The following is a 12934-nucleotide window of genomic DNA, read 5'->3' as shown; positions in this document are numbered from 1 at the left end:
GTATAGGTCCAGGGCGACAACCGGTCCCGTGATGTACCGAACCGTTGTCGTACCGGAGCTGGGCCGCCGTCAGCCGGGGGCGATCGTCCCGTCCGTCAGACCGTCGTACATCCCGCGCACGAGCTGCTCGCCGAGGCGTCCGGCCTCCCTGAGCGCCCTCTCGAACGCGTCCAGGGCGCGGAACCGCTCGCCGTAGCGCCGCTGTTCGTCCGGTGCGAGGCGCGGGAGCTGGAGGCGGCGGACGTCGAGCCGGGTGGCGGTGGACGCGTAGCTGCTGGCCTGGCGGTGGTTGGCGGTGCCGCGCAGGAAGCCGGCGAGGAACCACGCGTCGAGCGCCGCCGGGTCGGGGCGCAACAGGACGAGGTTGCGGCCGAGGACGGCCCCGGCGGTCGCCTCGTCGACGACCCGGGCGACGGCCCCGCCGCCGAGCACGGGCAGCACGACGTCGCCCGGCTCGGTGAGCACCGGCTCCTCCTCGCTCTCCGGGAGGGTCCCGGAGGGCGCGGTCCCGGCCAGCACGTCGTGGTCGGTGAGCACGGGCACACGCGCGCGGCCGCCGTGTCCGCCGGTGCGCATCACCAGCGCGCCCGCGCGCGCCAGTTCGCCGACGGTGGTCAGCGGCAGCCGCCCGGACGCGGCGGACGGCACTTGCTCCGCGGGCGGCGGCGCCAGCTCGGCGGTCAGCCGCAGCGTCTCGTCGAGCCGCGCCCGTACGTCGGTGAGCCGGCCGGCGCCGTCGGCGTCCGCCGGGGGCGGCAGCCGGCGGGCGGGGGTCAGGTCGACGTCGTCGTCGAGGAGTTCGATGACCGGCACCGAGCGGGCCAGGCCGGGCCGTTCCTCGACGCCGCCGTCACGGTCGAAGGCGCCCCAGGCGTCGAGCACGGTCTCCCGCACCCCGGGCCAGTCGGGCCCGCCGCGCCCCTCGGCGGTGAACCGCCCGACGTCGACGAGCAGCACCTGAGGCTGTGCGGGCGTCCGCTCGGGCCTGCGCAGCACCCACAGGTGCAGCGGCACGTTGTAGGGGGGTGCCGCCCCGGCGGGCAGCGCGACGACGGCGCGCAGCGCGCCCCGGCGCAGGAGGTCGGCCCTGATCCTCCGGCCGGAGCGGCGGGAGGCCACGGCGGGCGGCATCAGCATCACGGCGGTGCCGCCGTCCCTGAGCCGGGCGAGCGCGTGCTGCACCCAGGCCAGCTCGGACTCGGTGCGGGCGGGGAAGCCGTACTCCCAGCGCGGGTCGTAGGCGAGGTCGTCGTGGCCCCAGTTGCGCTCGTTGAACGGCGGGTGGCACAGCACGGCGTCGGCCCGCAGCTCCGGGTACGCGTCGGCCCGCAGGGTGTCGCCGGCGGCGGCGTGCACGGGGGCGCGGGTGTGCAGGGCGAGGCGCAGGGCGGTGAGGGCGGCGAGCTCCGGCGAGCTGTCCTGGGCGTGGAGGCGGCGGTCGGGGCGGTCGGCGACGGCGCGGAGCAGGGCGCCGGTGCCGCAGGCGGGGTCCAGGACGGTGGCGGGGGTGCCGACGAGGGCGGCCATGAGGCCGGCGAGGTCCGGCGGGGTGAGCGTGTACTGGCGCGGGTTGGCGTCGAGGTGCCGCCCGAGCAGGAACTCGAAGGCGGGGCGGGCGCCCCGCTCGGCGGCGAGTTCGGCGACGCCGCGCAGGAGGGGGACGGAGGGGAGGAGGCGGGGGGCGGTGGGGATGTCGAGGGCGGGGGCGGCCGGGGCGGTCGGTGTTGGCGCGGGGGCCGGATTCGCCGGTGCGGCGGGCGTGGGCGAGGTGTTCACAGGGTGCTGACCGTTCACGCGTGAGCGGTCGGGGCGTCCCGGTCGGGCCGTTTCGGGCATGCGCGGTGTGAGCACCTCGTCCAGCGCCGCGGGGAGCAGGGCGGCGAGCCGCTCGTCGGTGCCGGAGCTGATGTCGAGCCAGACGGGCGGCCGGTCGTGGATCAGCAGCAGCGCGCACCCGGCGTGGACGAGCGCGGTGACCGGCCCGTCGGGGTGACCGGCGAGCTGCTGCCATACGCGCTCCTTGAGCGGGACCTCGGCGAGCTTGCGGTGGCGCCGCAGCCACTCCTCGACCTCGGCGAGGGCGAACGCGGGGCTGGTCTCGGTGCCGCCGACCGGCCGGGGGAAGTCGGCGTGCCGGCGGCGCCAGTTGCTGACCGCGGCCCGGCCCACTCCCGCCAGCCGGGCGATCCCCGCGGCGGTCACTTCAGTCGCGTCGTCCTGCATCCCGGAACCCCGCCCCGCTCTCCCGCTGCTCCTTGTGTGACGACGAGCATACCGAGGACGGTAAGGACCGGGGTTCACGGTCGTGTACCACTCACTTCACATTTCTCGTGTTGACTCGGTTCACAGGCTCTGGTCTTATTGACCCAGCACGAGCGGCCGCCAATGAAATGGGGCGGCCGCCGCCTGGGGAGGGGGACACCGTCATGGGTATGAAGACCAAGATCGCGCTGGGCGCCGTCGTGGGGATCGCCGTCATCGGCGCCGTCTCGGCGAACGCCGGCGACAACGGCACCGGCTCCGCCGACAAGGGCGCCTCCGCCTCCGCGGACCGGCAGCCCGGCGGCGCGAAGGGCGCGGGGGCGGACGCCGGCCAGGGCGGGGAGAAGACGGAGAAGGCAGAGAAGAAGGCCTCGCAGGCCGAGCAGTTCAAGGCGTTCGTGGAGGAGAACGGGACGGCCCAGGAGAAGGCGGCCGTCGCGCACGTCACCAAGGTGCAGGGCGCCGACGAGCAGAACGACATCCTCGACACCGCCGACGTCTACACCGACTTCACCGGCGGCATCATGGGCGGGGGCACGGGCCCCGCCAAGCTCATCGCCTCCGCCTTCGCCGACTGGAAGCAGAGCGAGAACGGCCTCGTCACCGTCTACGACGCCGACGGCGAGCTCCTCGGCAACGGCGAGTTCTGACCCTCGCCCCCGGCGCCACGCGCCGCTCCCGGCCGATCACGGCCACTCCCGGCCGCCACATCGGCCGTCCCCGGCCGTCGTCCCGGCCGCCTCCGGTCACCGCGGCCGCTCCGCGGCGACCGTCCACCACCACACACCCCCGAAGGAACAGAATCGTCATGCGTCGCACCGCACTCGCCGCCCTCTGTCTCGTCGCCGTGACCGGTGCCGGGCTCACCGGCTGTCAGTCCGGCGAGGACACGGCGTCCGCCGGATCCGAGCCGTCCTCGGAGCAGGCGAAGAACGTCAAGGAGAACAAGGAGCCGTTCGCCGGGCTGTCGGGCGGCGAGATCACCGAACGGGCGGTGGCCGCCACCACCGGCGCCCCGTCCCTGCGGTTCACGGGCGAGATCCCCGACGGGGAGAGCGGGGGCACCCTCCGCCTCGACCTGGCCCTGGACAAGAAGGGCGACTGCGCCGGCACCCTCGGCATGGGCGACGAGGGCGAGGTCGAGCTGATCAAGACGGGCGACACCCTCTACGCCAAGTACGACGAGGCGTTCCTGCGCGCCCAGAGCGAGGGCGAGCCGCAGGCCGACGTGGACGCGGTCGTGGAGATGATGGCCGGCACCTGGACGAAGATGTCCGCCACCGGCGCGGACGCCGAGGACATCGCGGGCTTCTGCGACCTCGACGAGGTGCTCGGCGGCGCGAAGGACGGCAGTTCGGACGCCTCCCGGGGCAAGACCACCACGCTCGACGGCACTCCGGCGCTGACGCTCACCGAGCAGGACGGCGAGGACCGTTACACCTTCTACGTCGCCACCGAGGGCGAGCCGTACCTGCTCCGGCTGGAGAGCACGTCGGCCGCCGACCCGGGGTCGGTCACCTTCACCGACTTCGGCAAGCCGGTCCCGGCCGAGAAGCCCGAGGGCGAGATCCTGGACCTCGACGCCCTGGGCTGACCGACCGTCACAGCGAGGCCTGATCCGCACGTCAGGCCCGACGTCCCCGGCGTGGCCGCGCTCCCCGTGGCAGCGGACCGGCGCCAGCGCCGCGGGCGCCTCGGCCGGGCCGTCGGTGTCGAACGGCGCGCCCGTCCAGCGGCGCCACTGTCCAGGCAGACGACAGGGGTTCAGACCCCGCACTGCTCCCGCATGGTCTCCTTGTCCGCCTTCGTCACGGGCATCTCGTACTTCACGGCGACCTGGGCGAAGCGGACGGCGTAGGCGCAGCGGACGGCCTTGCTGGGCGGGAGCCAGGACGCAGGGCCGGAGTCGCTCTTGGCGGAGTTGGCGCTTCCGTCGACGGGGAGCAGGTTGAGCGGGTCGTTGGCCAGTTGCCGGCGCTTGGCCTCGGACCAGCGGGAGGCGCCCATCTGCCAGCTGTAGGAGAGCGGCACGACGTGGTCGATCTGCACCTCGGCGGCCTTCTGCTTGCGCCACTCGATCGTCTTGCCGGTGTAGGGGTCGGCCAGGGTCAGGGAGACGACGACGCAGTCGGAGCCGGAGCGGAAGCGCAGCTCCTGGCCGTCCCGCTGGAGGATGTCGTTGCGGGTGTCGCAGCCGTTCCGGGCCAGGGGCACGCCGTCGGCGGTGTCCATCCAGGCGTAGCCGTACTCGTCGCGGTCGTAGCCTGTCTTGGGGCCGCGGCCCTTGGTGGCGACCTTGTCGATGAGGGCGGCGGCCTCGGCGCGCTCCTGTGCGTCACGGACGGGGGCGAGGCCGGGGCGGGTGCCGTCGGGGTTGTCCAGCGGGCTCGCCGCGCGCCCGTCGGGGGCCGGCGCCCCGCTGCCGCCGGACGCGGGGACGTCCGCGTCGGGTATCGACTCGCACCCCGCGAGGAGGACCACCGCGACGGCCGCCGCCCCTCCCCCGCGCCGCATCCGGCTGCCCCACCCCAGGTCTCGCGTCACCGCGCCCCTCCCTCGTTCTGCTGTTCTGCTCCGAACCTGCCCCGGCAGGAGCGGTCCATCCGGAAGCTCACCGTAACGAGCGAGTGGTGCAGACCTTTCGCCGCCCGCTTGGGCATTCGATGTGATCCGCGCGTATGGTCGGATTTGAGCCACTTCGGAAGGAGCTCTGATGGGCATCCTCGACAAGTTCAAGAGCAACAAGGCGGCACACAAGGCGGCGCACAAGGCCTCCGACGCCGCGGAGAAGAAGATGAACGAGAGGTCCGGCGGCAAGTACGAGCAGCAGATCGACACCGGTCAGCAGCAGGCGGAGCGCCGGCTCGGCATGGAGCGCGACCGTCCCGACCAGCCGTAGGGCCTCACGTACGTCTCAGGGCCGTCCGCGGTGCGCCTCACGCGCACCGCGGACGGCCCTGCTGTTCGGACAGCCGGGTCAGGACCCCAGCACCGAGGTGAGGAACTCCCCCACCCACCCGAGCAGGTCCCGCCCGACCAGCGGCTTGCCGCCGACCTTCGCGGTCTTCGGGCGCGGCACCAGCACCTGGTGGGACGTCGGCTTGATCACCGAGCCGGGGTAGAGACGCTTGAGCCGCAGCTCCTGCGACTCGCGCAGTTCCACCGGCGCGAACCGGATGTTGTTGCCCTGCAGGACGATCTCGCCGACCGCGCAGGCCCGCGCGAGCATCCTCAGGCCCGCCACCAGCAGCAGGTTCTCCACCGGCTCCGGCAGCTTGCCGTAGCGGTCGACGAGCTCCTCGCGGACGGCCTTGATGTCCTCCTCGGAGTTCGCGGAGGCGATGGCCCGGTACGCCTGGAGGCGCAGCCGCTCGCCGGGCGCGTAGTCGTGCGGGACGTGCGCGTCGACCGGCAGCTCGATCTTCACCTCGAGCGGCGCCTCCTCCACCTCGCCGGTCTCCAGCTGGCGGCGGTAGTCCGCGACGGCCTCGCCGACCATCCGCACGTACAGGTCGAAGCCGACGCCCGCGATGTGCCCGGACTGCTCACCGCCGAGCAGGTTGCCCGCGCCGCGGATCTCCAGGTCCTTCATCGCCACGTACATGCCCGCGCCCATCTCGGTGTGCTGGGCGATGGTCGCCAGACGCTCGTGCGCGGTCTCCGTCAGCGGCTTCTCCGGCGGGTACAGGAAGTACGCGTACCCGCGCTCGCGGCCGCGGCCGACCCGGCCGCGCAGCTGGTGCAGCTGGCTGAGGCCGAAGTTGTCCCCGCGCTCGACGATCAGGGTGTTGGCGTTGGAGATGTCGATGCCGGACTCGACGATCGTCGTCGACACCAGCACGTCGAACTTCTTCTCCCAGAAGTCGACGACGACCTGCTCCAGCGCCTGCTCCGACATCTGGCCGTGGGCGGTCGCGATGCGCGCCTCGGGCACGATCTCGCGGAGCCGGGCCGCCGCGCGGTCGATGGACTCGACGCGGTTGTGGATGTAGAAGACCTGGCCCTCGCGCAGCAGTTCACGGCGGATGGCGGCGCCGATCTGCCGCTGGTCGTAGGGGCCGACGAAGGTGAGCACCGGGTGGCGCTCCTCCGGCGGGGTGGTGATCGTCGACATCTCGCGGATGCCGGTGACCGCCATCTCCAGGGTGCGCGGGATGGGTGTGGCGGACATGGTGAGCACGTCGACGTTGGCGCGGAGCTTCTTCAGCTGCTCCTTGTGCTCGACGCCGAACCGCTGCTCCTCGTCGACGATGACCAGGCCCAGGTCCTTGAACTTCGTCTCGGAGGAGAACAGCCGGTGGGTGCCGATGACCACGTCCACCGAGCCGTCCTTGAGACCTTCCAGGACCGCCTTGGCCTCGGTGTCCGTCTGGAAGCGGGACAGCGCCCGCACGTTCACCGGGAACTGCGCGTACCGCTCGCTGAACGTCCCGAAGTGCTGCTGCACCAGCAGCGTCGTCGGCACCAGCACGGCGACCTGCTTGCCGTCCTGGACTGCCTTGAACGCGGCCCGCACCGCGATCTCGGTCTTGCCGTAGCCGACGTCGCCGCAGATCAGCCGGTCCATGGGGACCGACTTCTCCATGTCCTCCTTGACCTCGGCGATGGTGGTGAGCTGGTCGGGCGTCTCCGCGTAGGGGAAGGCGTCCTCCAGTTCGCGCTGCCAGGGCGTGTCCGGGCCGAAGGCGTGACCGGGCGCCGCCATCCGCGCGCTGTACAGCTTGATCAGGTCGGCTGCGATCTCCTTGACGGCCTTCTTGGCGCGCGCCTTGGTCTTGGTCCAGTCGGCGCCGCCGAGCCGGTGCAGGGTGGGCGCCTCCCCGCCGACGTACTTGGTGATCTGCTCGAGCTGGTCGGTGGGGATGTAGAGGCGGTCGCCGGGCTGGCCGCGCTTGGCGGGGGCGTACTCCACGACCAGGTACTCGCGGGTGGCGCCCTGCACGGTGCGCTGCACCATCTCGATGTACCGGCCGACGCCGTGCTGCTCGTGGACGATGTAGTCGCCCGCCTCCAGTGTGAGCGGGTCGATGGTCTTGCGGCGCCGGGCGGGCATCCGGGCGCCCTCGCGGCCGGACGCCTTCTGGCCGGTGAGGTCGGTCTCGGTGAGCACGGCCAGCTTGAGCGCCGGGGCGACGAGGCCGTGGTCGATGCAGCCGCAGGAGACGTGCACCACGGACGGGGTCAGCTCGCCCAGGTCGTTGTCGAGGCGGGCGGCGATGCCCTCCCCTCCCAGCACCTCCACGGTGCGGGAGGCCGGGCCGTGGCCCTCGGTGACGTAGACCGTGCGCCAGCCGTCGGCGAGCCAGCCCTTGGTGTCGGCGAGCGCCCGCGCGGTGTCGCCGCGGTAGGACTCGGGGGCGTGCAGGCCCAGCTTGAGGGTGTCGGCGTCCAGTTCCTCGTCGGCGGCGAACGGCGACACCGTCCACCACATCATGTCCAGCTCGCGGGCCCGGTCCCGGACGTCGGCGAGGGACCACAGGGAGGCCGCGCCGACGTCGATGGGCGCCTCGCCCCCGCCTGCGGTGGCCGCCCAGGACGCCTGGAGGAACTCCTGCGAGGTGGCGACCAGGTCGGACGCGCGCGTGCGCACCCGCTCCGGGTCGCACACCACGGTCATGGCGCCCTTGGGCAGCACGTCCAGCAGCAGCTCCATGTCGTCGACGAGGACCGGGGCGAGGGACTCCATGCCCTCCACCGCGATGCCCTCGGCGATCTTCCCGAGCAGCTCGCCCAGCTCCGGGTGCTCCTCGGCGAGCGCCCGCGCCCGCTCGCGCACCTCGTCGGTGAGCAGCAGCTCGCGGCAGGGCGGCGCCCACAGTCCGTGCTCGGCGACCTCCAGGGACCGCTGGTCGGCGACCTTGAAGTAGCGGATCTCCTCGACGTCGTCGCCCCAGAACTCCACCCGAAGGGGGTGCTCCTCGGTGGGCGGGAACACGTCGAGGATGCCGCCGCGCACCGCGAACTCGCCGCGCTTCTCCACCAGCTCCACGCGCGCGTACGCGGCGGCGGCGAGGGCGTCGACGACGTCGTTCAGGTCGGCGCTCTGCCCTGTGCGCAGGGAGACCGGCTCCAGGTCGCCCAGGCCCTTGACCTGCGGCTGGAGCACGGAGCGCACGGGGGCGACGACGACGGAGACCGGGCCGGTCTCGGGGTCGTCGGGGCGGGGGTGGGCCAGGCGCCGGAGCACGGCGAGGCGGCGGCCGACGGTGTCGCTGCGGGGGCTGAGCCGCTCGTGCGGCAGCGTCTCCCAGGACGGGTACTCCACGACCCCCTGGGGCGGGAGCAGCGAGCGCAGGGCGGCCGCCAGGTCCTCCGCCTCGCGTCCCGTGGCCGTCACGGCGAGCACGGGGCGGCCGGCGTCACGGGCCAGGGCGGCGACCGCGAAGGGACGGGCCGCGGGCGGGCCGACGAGGTCGACGTGCATGCGGTTGCCGTCGGCGGCGGCCGTGACCGCTTCCGCGAGGGCGGTGTCCTTGACGACGGCGTCGAGCAGACCGTGCAGGCTCATGCGGGGCGGAATCCCTTCCGGGGATGTGCAACACGACGGGCCCGACGCGCGCCGCGGGCCGGGGGTGTCCAGGGTACGTCGCCGCGTCCGCGGGTGCGGGGGCTGTGGACAGCGCCGGGCGTCGCCGCCGAGCCGCCGGGGGGCTCCGCCCCGTGGACCCCCGGCCTGTGCCTGCCCACCACCCGGCTCGGCGTCTCCAGAAGCCTGGGCGCCGGAAGTCCCCCCGTGGGACTTCCGGCGCCCGTGTTCCCCCGCAACCCCGTGTGCGGTGGTCAGTCGGTGGCGATGGCGTTCAGGACGTTCATGCGGCCGGCACGGAATGCCGGGACCAGGGCCGCGAACAGGCCCACGAAGGCCGAGCCGATGAACACCCCGGTGATCGTCGGCCACGGGATGTCGAGGACCTTCAGGCCCTCCAGCGCCAGGAGCTGCTGCGCGGTGGCGCCCCAGCCGATGCCCAGGCCGAGGCCGAGCAGGGCGCCGAAGAGGGCGATCACTACCGACTCCATGCGGATCATGCGGCGCAGCTGCCGGCGCGAGAGGCCGATGGCCCGCATGAGGCCGATCTCCCGGGTGCGCTCGACGACCGACAGGGCCAGGGTGTTCACCACGCCCAGGATCGCCACGATGATCGCCAGGGCCAGCAGGCCGTAGATCATGTTCAGCAGCTGGCCGATCTGGTCCTTCAGGGCCTCCTTGTAGTCGGTCTGGTCGCGCACCTCGTACTGCGGGAACTCGCCCAGGGCGTCCTTCAGCGCCTTGTAGGCGGCATCCTTCTGCCCGTCCTGCGCCGAGGCGAAGAGCAACTGGTCCAGCGGCATCTTGTCGGCCGGGACGTACGTGGCGAGGGTGTCGATGGACGTGTACATCGCGCCGGCGTCGATCACGCCCTCGCTGCTGGTGATGGCCCGCACCGTCAGGGACCCGGTGGTGCCGTCCGTGAAGGCGACCTCGATCTCCGAGCCGATGCGGACGTCGTGGTCCTTGGCGAAGTCCTCGTGCACGGACATCGAGTCGGGCTTGTAGGCGTCGGCGAGGTTCCCGGCGACGGTCTCGACGCGCAGGTCGGTCGCGTACGTCGGGTCGGCCGCGGTGATCGCGGTGTCCTTCACGGTTTCGCCGTCGGGCGTGGTGAAGTCCGCCTCGGTCCACTTGTACTCGGTGACCCGGTCGATCCCCGGCGCCGCCTTCACGGCCTCGACGGCCTGCGGGGTGATCAGCGCTCCCATGTCGTCCTGGACGATGAAGTCCGTGCCGACCGCCTTGTCGAGTTCCTCGGTGGCCGAGGCGACCATGGAGGAGCCCACGACCGACAGGCACGCCACCAGGGCGAGGCCGATCATCAGCGCGGCGCCCGTCGCGCCGGTGCGGCGCGGGTTGCGCAGGGCGTTGCGCTCGGCCATGCGGCCCACGGGGCCGAACGCCCGCAGCAGGATCGCGCCGAGGACCCGGACCATGCCGCTCGCCAGCACCGGGCCGACGACGACGAAGCCGATCAGGGACAGCACCACGCCCAGGCCGAGCCACAGGGAGCCGTCGGCGGCCTTGTCGGCGGTCCCGGCCAGGTAGAGGGCGAAGCCGCCGGCGCCGGTGAGGACCAGACCGGCCACGGCCCGGATCCAACCGGCCTTGGCGTCCGCCGGGGTGCCGGCGTCCCGCAGCGCGGCCATCGGGGAGATCTTCCCGGCCCGCCGGGCCGGCAGGTAGGCGGCGAGCACCGTGACGACGACGCCCAGGACCAGGCCGACCACAGGCGTCGTCCAGGCGACCGTGAGGTCGTCGGTGGACAGCTCCATGCCCATCTGGCCCATGAGCTCCATGAGCCCGATCGCGAGCCCGACGCCCGCGCCGACGCCGAGTACCGAGCCGAGCACGCCGAGCAGCAGCGCCTCGACCAGCACCGAGCGGTTGACCTGCTTGCGGGACGAGCCGATGGCCCGCATCAGGCCGATCTCCCGGGTGCGCTGGGCGACCAGCATGGAGAAGGTGTTGATGATCAGGAAGATGCCGACGAGGAAGGCGATCCCGGCGAAGCCGAGCATGGCGTACTTCATGACGCCCATGAAGTCGCCGAGGCTCTCCTGGTTGGCCTCCGCGGTCTCCTCAGCGGTCAGCACCTTGTAGCCGGCGCCGAGTTCGGCCACGACGTTCTTCTTCAGCTGGTCGTCGCTGACGCCGGGCGCGGCGGTGACGTTGACGTTGGTGTAGACGCCGCTCTCACCGACCAGGGTCCGCTGGGCGGTCGCGGTGTCCATGTAGAAGATCGCGGCACCGGGGTTGGTGACGGTGAAGTCCGCGATGCCGGAGATCTTCGCGGTGTGCGTGCCGACGGCGCTGATGACGCCGATCTCGTCACCGAGCTTCAGGTCGTGCTTGTCGGCGGTGTCGCCGTCGACCATGATCTGGTCGCCGCCCTCGGGCGCGGCACCGGAGGTGATCTCCATGGTGCGGGCGTCGTTGGAGTTCCAGCTGCCGACGATGGTGGGGCCGCCGCTGGTCGGCGAGAGGCTGTCCTTGTCGGCGTCGACGACGGTCACCGAGGTGGAGAACACGGTGCCCTCTGCGGACTTCACGCCCTCCGCCCTGCGCACCTCGTCGAGCACGGAGGCCGGTATCACCGGCGGCTTGCCGTTGCCGGAGGTCGTCTGACCGCTGTCGGAGGCGTCCTTGTCGCTGACGGTGACGTCCGAGGAGGTGGCCGCGAACAGCTTGTCGAACGTCGTGTTCATGGTGTCCGTGAACACCAGCGTGCCGCAGACGAACGCCACCGACAGCAGCACCGCCACCGCCGACAGCGCCATGCGTCCCTTGTGCGCGAGGAAGTTGCGCATCGAGGTCTTGAGCACGGTCATGACGTGCGCCCCCGGGCGTCGAAGTCCTTCATGCGGTCGAGGACCTGCTCGGCGGTCGGCTGGTGCATCTCGTCGACGATGCGGCCGTCGGCCAGGTACAGCACCCGGTCCGCGTAGGAGGCGGCGACGGGGTCGTGGGTGACCATCACGATGGTCTGGCCCAGCTCGTCGACCGAGCGGCGCAGGAAGCCGAGCACCTCGGCACCGGCGCGGGAGTCGAGGTTGCCGGTCGGCTCGTCGCCGAAGATGATCTCCGGCCGGGCGGCCAGCGCCCGTGCCACGGCGACCCGCTGCTGCTGGCCGCCGGAGAGCTGCGTCGGCCGGTGCTTGAGCCGCTCCGCGAGCCCGACGGTCTCCACCACACGGTCTAGCCATGCCTTGTCGGGCTTGCGGCCGGCGATGTCCATGGGCAGCGTGATGTTCTCGAGCGCGTTGAGCGTCGGCAGCAGGTTGAACGCCTGGAAGATGAAGCCGATCCGGTCGCGGCGCAGCCGGGTGAGCTTCTTGTCCTTCAGGCCGGTGATCTCGGTGTCGTCCAGGTAGATCTGACCGCTCGTCACGGTGTCGAGCCCGGCGAGGCAGTGCATCAGCGTGGACTTGCCGGACCCCGAGGGGCCCATGATCGCGGTGAACTGTCCGCGGGCGATGTCCACGTCGACGTGGTCGAGGGCGACGACACGGGTCTCCCCCGACCCGTACGCCTTCACGACCTGCCGCGCCCGCGCGGCAACGGCCGTAGTCCTTCCAGTACCCCCGTGCCTGGGAATGGTCACAGCCGATGTCACGGTAAGTCTCCTATGTCGGTGGTCAAGACAAAGCGGTGCTCCCGGCGGCCGCCCTGGTCTGCGGCGGCCGCCCGGCGCGTGGTGTGCGGGACGTGCTTCAGTCTGGCGGGGGGAGGGGGTCCGGCGCGCTGATGCTCAGCGCAGTCTTCTGCTGTGGAAAACCCCACCCCCGGTGCTGTGCTCCGCCACCCCCCAGCGGCGTAAAGCCAGGTTAAGGACGGGGCCGGCCCCGCCTCGTCCTCCGCCGGGACGAACCCTCCCCGAGCCGCAGTACGGAGGTGCCCCTAGGGGCTCTCCGCCCTGGGGCGGAGGCCGCCTCGGGGTCGCTCGTCCTTCCGTCGCCCCGCGTCTCCTCCCGTCCACGCCTCAGGACCCGCCCCGTCCGGCGCTGCCCAGCGTCCACCCTGCCGCCGCGTCAGGGTCAAGCGGACGGCCCGCCGGTGGACAGCGCGATGTCCCGCGTGCACCGCAAAAGTCGGCGTTGATCCGGGTAACACCCCAGCTCAGGGCGGGTACCCCCGGCGAGA

The 12934-nt window shown here is 72.5% G+C and carries 8 protein-coding genes; 3 read left to right on the top strand and 5 right to left on the bottom strand.

Annotated elements, in window-relative coordinates:
• Positions 1–69: 69 nt before the first annotated feature.
• Positions 70–2223, bottom strand: a complete 2154-nt coding sequence (locus ELQ39_RS19020; RefSeq protein WP_242592976.1) for an N-6 DNA methylase — start codon at positions 2221–2223, stop codon at positions 70–72.
• A 203-nt stretch (positions 2224–2426) separates the two neighbouring features.
• On the opposite strand from ELQ39_RS19020, the gene ELQ39_RS19015 reads away from it, so the two are divergent.
• Both ELQ39_RS19015 and ELQ39_RS19010 read left to right on the top strand, forming a co-directional pair.
• The gene (locus ELQ39_RS19015) at positions 2427–2912 is read left to right on the top strand and encodes a hypothetical protein (RefSeq protein WP_242592975.1); all 486 of its coding nucleotides are present in this window, start codon (positions 2427–2429) and stop codon (positions 2910–2912) included.
• Between the two features lie 158 nt (positions 2913–3070).
• Complete coding sequence (locus ELQ39_RS19010) at positions 3071–3856, top strand: hypothetical protein (RefSeq protein ID WP_242592974.1); 786 nt, start codon at positions 3071–3073, stop codon at positions 3854–3856.
• Between the two features lie 170 nt (positions 3857–4026).
• Here the strand turns inward: ELQ39_RS19010 and ELQ39_RS19000 are convergent, their stop codons facing one another.
• On the bottom strand, positions 4027–4776 hold the full coding sequence (locus tag ELQ39_RS19000; RefSeq protein WP_190003091.1) for a GmrSD restriction endonuclease domain-containing protein: 750 nt from the start codon (positions 4774–4776) through the stop codon (positions 4027–4029).
• A 199-nt stretch (positions 4777–4975) separates the two neighbouring features.
• Here ELQ39_RS19000 and ELQ39_RS18995 point away from each other — a divergent pair, with 199 nt between their 5' ends.
• Positions 4976–5161 carry an antitoxin gene (locus ELQ39_RS18995; protein ID WP_190002778.1) on the top strand — a complete coding sequence of 62 codons (186 nt, stop codon included), beginning with the start codon at positions 4976–4978 and terminating at the stop codon, positions 5159–5161.
• Between the two features lie 78 nt (positions 5162–5239).
• On the opposite strand, the gene mfd is transcribed toward ELQ39_RS18995, so the two are convergent.
• From mfd to ELQ39_RS18980, 3 genes are all read right to left on the bottom strand, one after another.
• Complete coding sequence (gene mfd, locus ELQ39_RS18990) at positions 5240–8770, bottom strand: transcription-repair coupling factor (RefSeq protein WP_242592973.1); 3531 nt, start codon at positions 8768–8770, stop codon at positions 5240–5242.
• 272 nt (positions 8771–9042) lie between these two features.
• Positions 9043–11622, bottom strand: a complete 2580-nt coding sequence (locus tag ELQ39_RS18985; RefSeq protein ID WP_242592972.1) for an ABC transporter permease — start codon at positions 11620–11622, stop codon at positions 9043–9045.
• The gene (locus tag ELQ39_RS18980) at positions 11619–12407 is read right to left on the bottom strand and encodes an ABC transporter ATP-binding protein (protein ID WP_006135862.1); all 789 of its coding nucleotides are present in this window, start codon (positions 12405–12407) and stop codon (positions 11619–11621) included. The genes ELQ39_RS18985 and ELQ39_RS18980 overlap by 4 nt, the downstream gene beginning before the upstream one ends.
• Between the last annotated feature and the right edge of the window lie 527 nt (positions 12408–12934).

The organism is Streptomyces sp. GB4-14, assembly GCF_022696125.1.
In the GTDB taxonomy this organism is placed as follows: Bacteria; Actinomycetota; Actinomycetes; order Streptomycetales; family Streptomycetaceae; genus Streptomyces; species Streptomyces werraensis.
This window is presented reverse-complemented; position numbering and strand designations above follow the sequence as displayed.

What these genes read in the sequence shown, in the direction of transcription:
- ELQ39_RS18985 (WP_242592972.1), bottom strand. Translation starts at nt 11,622, where the DNA reads ATGACCGTGCTCAAGACCTCGATGCGCAACTTCCTCGCGCACAAGGGA.
- ELQ39_RS19000 (WP_190003091.1), bottom strand. Translation starts at nt 4,776, where the DNA reads ATGCGGCGCGGGGGAGGGGCGGCGGCCGTCGCGGTGGTCCTCCTCGCG.
- ELQ39_RS19020 (WP_242592976.1), bottom strand. Translation starts at nt 2,223, where the DNA reads ATGCAGGACGACGCGACTGAAGTGACCGCCGCGGGGATCGCCCGGCTG.
- ELQ39_RS19010 (WP_242592974.1), top strand. Translation starts at nt 3,071, where the DNA reads ATGCGTCGCACCGCACTCGCCGCCCTCTGTCTCGTCGCCGTGACCGGT.
- ELQ39_RS19015 (WP_242592975.1), top strand. Translation starts at nt 2,427, where the DNA reads ATGGGTATGAAGACCAAGATCGCGCTGGGCGCCGTCGTGGGGATCGCC.
- mfd (WP_242592973.1), bottom strand. Translation starts at nt 8,770, where the DNA reads ATGAGCCTGCACGGTCTGCTCGACGCCGTCGTCAAGGACACCGCCCTC.
- ELQ39_RS18995 (WP_190002778.1), top strand. Translation starts at nt 4,976, where the DNA reads ATGGGCATCCTCGACAAGTTCAAGAGCAACAAGGCGGCACACAAGGCG.